Below are 4,805 nucleotides of genomic sequence, written 5' to 3' on the forward strand. Positions count from 1 at the left end.
GGGCTCGCGCACCAACGGCTCCGGCTGCCGCGCGGGCTCCGGGGCGCGTCGCGCCACCAGGCGGCTCACGAGGGGCCGTACGAGCTCCCCCGCCACAAGGGCCAGCAGCAGGTACAGCGACAGGGCGAGCCACATGAAGCCCGGCCAGGTCAGCGTCTGCTGCAGCCAGAAGGGGGCGCCGGTGCGCTCGGCCGCGAAGCCGGCGAACATCAGCACCGGCCCGGCGACGAACACCACCGTGCCCACGCGTCTGGCGAGACCCGGCCCGCGTGTCGTGTCGCGCACCAGGCGACGCCACGCGTACCAGTGCAGCGCCCCGAAGGCGCCCAGCACCAGCAGGGCGACGAGGACAAAGACAACGATCGTCACGTCGTACTCCCGGTCATACGGTCCGGCGAAGGGCGCGCACTCCACGCAACCCGATGACCCCGATGGCCGTCCCAAGGGCAAAGGAGACGACGGCGAGCGTCAGATGCACCCAGAAGTACGCCGTCGGATCACCCGCGTCGTCGAACGCGAGCCCGCTGCCGTCCTTCCACAGATTCTTGATGAAAGTGATCCAGATGACCCAGCTCCACACCCCGAAGGCGAGCAGGAACCAGGAGAGGGGGCGGCTGAGCTTCATGCGTTCAGTATCGCCGTCGGCCGCAGGGTCCTCACGCCGGGGTGCGAGCGGGGGCGTGAACAGCAGAGAGGAAGCCATGGCGCGCTCCGGTGGGATTTACCGGTCGGAGCCATGTACTTTCTCGATCGTGCCCGCCTCCAAGAAGACCGCCAGGCGCCGCCTGCTGGTCACCTCAGCCACCCTGCTGTCCCTCTCGCTGACTTCGCTGTCGACGCTGACGGCCGCCCCTGCCTTCGCGGCGAAGCCGTCACCGAGCCCGAGTGCCACTCCGTCCGCGACTCCCCCGGCGACCATGTCGACCGTCGGCGGCGAGCTGCTGGGCAAGTCGGGTACCCAGGCCACCCTCGTCGGCGACGCGCCCGTCCTGCCCAAGGGCATCAGCGCGCGCTCCTGGATCGTCGCGGACGCCGAGTCGGGCGACGTGCTGGCCGCGCACAACGCGCACTGGCGGCTGGCCCCCGCGAGCACCCTGAAGATGCTGTTCGCGGACACGCTGCTGCCGAAGTTCAACAAGGACGACGAGCACAAGGTCCTCACCTCCGACCTGGTGGGCGTCGGCGCGGGCTCCAGCATGGTCGGCATAAAGGAGGACGAGACGTACACCGTCCACGACCTGTGGCTCGGTGTCTTCCTTCGCTCCGGCAACGACGCGGTACACGTCCTGTCGGCCATGAACGGCGGGGTGAAGCAGACCGTCGCGGACATGAACGAGCACGCCGAGGAGCTCCAGGCCCTCGACACGCACGCGGTCAGCCCCGACGGCTACGACGCCAAGGGGCAGGTGTCGTCCGCGTACGACCTGACCCTGATCGCCAGGTCGGGGCTGCAGAAGAAGGACTTCCGGGAGTACTGCTCCACCGTGCGGGCGAAATTCCCGGGCGAGACCAAGAAGGGCAAGAACGGCAAGAAGAGCCGTTCGACCTTCGAGATCCAGAACACCAACCGGCTGCTCACCGGGGACAGCGGCCTCGACTCCTACCAGGGCATCGCGGGTGTGAAGAACGGCAACACCACGAACGCGGGCGCCACGTTCACCGGGGTCGCCGAGCGGGACGGCCGGGTCCTCCTCGTCACCGTCATGCACCCGGAGAAGAACGAGCACAACCAGGTCTACAAGGAGACCGCGAGCCTCTTCGACTGGGGGTTCAAGGCGGCGGGCAAGGTGACCCCGGTGGGCGAACTGGTGCCGCCCAAGAGCGCGGAGACCTCCGGCGGGGATACCGAGCCGAGTGCGCAGGCGGGGGCCACGGCGTCGGCGTCCGCCCCCGGCGGGGCGGGCGGGAAGTCGGTCGCCGCGAGTGCCTCCGGTGGGGGCGGCGGGGTCGGGATCGCGCTGGGGATCATGGGCGGCGTGTTGGTGCTGCTGGCCGGTGCGGTGTTTCTGGTGAATCGGAAGTGGCCTCTGCGGGGGCGGAAGTAGGCGGGGCGGGGAGCGTCTGCCTGGTTGACGGCGGATGCGTGGTGCGGGTGCGTCCTAGGAGCGGGATGACACTTCCTCACGCATTTCCCCGCCCCTAGGTGTCGTCGCCCGTGGCCTCCTTGCTGCCCTCCGCTGTCCAGGCGGCGCAGTACAGCAGGAGCTTGCTGGTGAAGTTGATCCAGAGGAGCAGGGCGATGGGGACGCCGAAGGCGCCGTACATGCTCTTCGAGGCGATGCCCTGCATGTAGCCGCTGAGGAGGAGCTTGAGGAGTTCGAAGCCCACGGCTCCTATGAGGGCGGCCACGACGAGGCGGCGGCGGGGTGGCTGGACGCCGGGGAGCAGGGTGAGGACGTAGAGGAGGAGCAGGAAGCCGGACAGGACGGCGACGGCGAACGCGGCGCCGCGCAGGAGGATGCCGCCCCAGCCGTCGCGGTCGATGCCGAGCTGGTCGGCGAACCCGCCGACGGCCCAGGAGGCGGCGGTGGAGGCGGCCAGGGAGACGAGGACCGCGCCGCCGAGGCCGACCAGGACGCCCGTGTCCTTGGCCTTGGCGAGGACGGGGTTCTCGTCGGGGTCCGGCTGCTCCCAGACCGCGCGCAGACAGCCGCGCATCTCGCCGACCCAGCCGATGCCGGTGAGGAGCAGCAGCGCGCCGGCGATGATCCCGACCGTGCCGGCGTTGTCGACGAGGCCGGCGATGTCGAGCTGGTCGGAGATGCCGGGCACCTGCTCGGCGAGCCGGTCCTCCAGGTCCTGCTGCCTGTCCTTGCCGAGGGTCGCCGCGGCGACGGCGGCGGCCACGGTGATCAGCGGGAACAGCGCCAGGAAGCTGATGAAGGTCATCGCCGCGGCCAGCCGGGTCCACTTCACCCGGTCCAGCCGTTCGTACGACCGCCACGCGTGCGTGGTCATCAGACGCTCGACCAGGGGGCCGACCCCGGGGAGCTTTTTCAGCCAGTCCATGATCCGAACTCTGCCCCACTCGTCGGCGACCGATGCCGAGTACCCCCGCACCGGCCCGGAATCCAACCCGAGGCCGGCCTTTCCTGCGTGACCGAGCCCTTCCATGTCACCGGGGTCCGGGAGTCGTACGGCACCATCACCGCCTCGTACGCGGAACTCGTCGAGGGCCCCGCGGAGTTGGACCTATTGCCCCGCGCATGCCGACCGCGTTCGCCGAAGAAGTGCGGGCGGGCCGCCTCGGCCCGGTCGCGGACCCGGGCTGCGCCCGGAAGGGTCACGGCGTGTCCGGCGGGCCCGGAGGTGTCTCCTTCGGCGTCGGTCTGTCCCCGCACATGGTGGCGTCGGCGCGGCACGCCCACCCGCGCCTGACTTCACCGTGGACTCGATGACCGCGCAGCCGATCCGGGACGGCGCGCTCGGCGACGTTCCGGCCTCCTGTGCCACCCAGCCACACGCCGCCGGAGCTGCTTCCTGTCGTGTTCGCCGGTTCCGCCGGCACGCCCCGGCACCCGACGGCCGGAATCCGGCGGCCGGGTGCTGATGGCCGGCGGCCGGGTGCTGATGGCGGGCCATGTGGGCGACGGCGAATGTCCTCGGCCGACGCGGGCATGGCGCGGCCACTGCAGGAGGACCGGCGTGAGAAGCGAGAGGGCGGACGCCGTCTCTCGGGCCCGGAAGCCCGAACACCCTGCCCCGGTCGGCCGAACACCCTGCGACGACGCCCTGGCCGGCCGCGTCACCAGTCCGCCACCGCCAGCCCGTACATCGTCAGCCACACCACCCCGATGACGGTGAGCGCGCGGTCGTGCAGGACGACGTCCTCGGCCTCGCCCGCCGCACCCCGGTCGGCGAAGACGGCGTAGCGCAGGACGGCCAGGACGAAGGCGACCATGGAGAGTTGGCGCCAGGGCAGGATGCCCGTGGTCGGTACGCCGCCTTCCTCCAGGGCCCAGAGGCAGTAGCCGAGCACGGCGACGCCCGCGGCCAGCTGCCAGACGAAGCGCAGGTATCCGGGCGTGTACTCGGTGAGCAGCGCCCGGGTCGCGCCGGCCCGGTCGGCCAGCTGCACGGCCTCCGAGTACCGCTTGGCCGCGACCATGAACAGCGCCCCGAACCCGGTGGTGATCAGGAACCAGCGGGACAGCGGGATGCCCAGCGCCAGCCCGCCGATCATCGCCCGCATCAGGAACCCGGTGGTGACGACCGCCAGATCGACGACCAGGACGTGCTTGAGGCTGAGGCAGTAGGCGAGTTGGAGTCCGAGGTACGCGGTCAGCAGCGCGGAGGTGTGCGGGGAGCAGAGCCACGCGGCGGCCACGGGCGCAAGCACGGCCAGGGCGTCCCCGACGCCGTACGCGACCGGTACGGGAACCTGTCCGGCGGCGACCGGGCGGTGGCACTTGACCGGGTGCGCGCGGTCCGCCTCGGCGTCCCGGGCGTCGTTGACGAGGTACACGGCGGCGGCGCAGGCCGTGAAGAGGGCGAAGACGAGGGGGAGTTGGGTGAGCGCCCGGGGGGTGAAGAGCTCCCCGGCGGCCGCGGGCGCGGCGACGACCAGGGTGTTCTTGATCCATTGGCGGGGGCGGGCGGTACGGAGGAGGCCGAGGGCGAGACCGGCTTTCGGGGGCGCCTGCCCGGGGGCCGGCCGCCGCTCCAGGACCGCGGTGCGCTCAGCCATGGCCGTTCACCACCCAGCGTGCGCCCAGCCGCGCCGTGAGCACCCCGAGGGCCACGCCCGCCGCCACGTCCGACGGGTAGTGCACGCCGACGACCAGCCGGGAGAGGCACATCGCGGC

General features: G+C 71.5%; 5 protein-coding genes and 1 pseudogene. 1 reads left to right on the plus strand and 5 read right to left on the minus strand.

The genetic code is table 11. The features are described from left to right. Both AWZ10_RS09575 and AWZ10_RS09580 read right to left on the minus strand, forming a co-directional pair. Nucleotides 1-369, minus strand: a pseudogene (locus AWZ10_RS09575) (metallophosphoesterase); the annotation flags it as partial. A gap of 13 nt (nt 370-382) precedes the next feature. Further along, nucleotides 383-625 carry an SCO4848 family membrane protein gene (locus tag AWZ10_RS09580; protein ID WP_046709675.1) on the minus strand — a complete coding sequence of 81 codons (243 nt, stop codon included), beginning with the start codon at nt 623-625 and terminating at the stop codon, nt 383-385. Nucleotides 626-752: 127 nt separating this feature from the next. Here AWZ10_RS09580 and AWZ10_RS09585 point away from each other — a divergent pair, with 127 nt between their 5' ends. Then, the gene (locus AWZ10_RS09585; RefSeq protein ID WP_060890864.1) at nt 753-2,045 is read left to right on the plus strand and encodes a D-alanyl-D-alanine carboxypeptidase family protein; all 1,293 of its coding nucleotides are present in this window, start codon (nt 753-755) and stop codon (nt 2,043-2,045) included. Between the two features lie 94 nt (nt 2,046-2,139). On the opposite strand, the gene AWZ10_RS09590 is transcribed toward AWZ10_RS09585, so the two are convergent. From AWZ10_RS09590 to AWZ10_RS47465, 3 genes are all read right to left on the minus strand, one after another. Further along, on the minus strand, nt 2,140-3,009 hold the full coding sequence (locus AWZ10_RS09590; RefSeq protein WP_060890865.1) for a YihY/virulence factor BrkB family protein: 870 nt from the start codon (nt 3,007-3,009) through the stop codon (nt 2,140-2,142). A 736-nt stretch (nt 3,010-3,745) separates the two neighbouring features. Next, nucleotides 3,746-4,687 (minus strand): decaprenyl-phosphate phosphoribosyltransferase, encoded by a 942-nt coding sequence (locus AWZ10_RS09595; RefSeq protein ID WP_060890866.1) that lies wholly within the window; start codon nt 4,685-4,687, stop codon nt 3,746-3,748. Continuing rightward, nucleotides 4,680-4,805: phosphatase PAP2 family protein (locus tag AWZ10_RS47465; protein WP_159058237.1), on the minus strand; the 126-nt coding region annotated here is incomplete at its 5' end. The genes AWZ10_RS09595 and AWZ10_RS47465, both read right to left, overlap by 8 nt.

Source organism: Streptomyces europaeiscabiei, assembly GCF_001550375.1.
Taxonomy (GTDB): domain Bacteria; phylum Actinomycetota; class Actinomycetes; order Streptomycetales; family Streptomycetaceae; genus Streptomyces; species Streptomyces europaeiscabiei.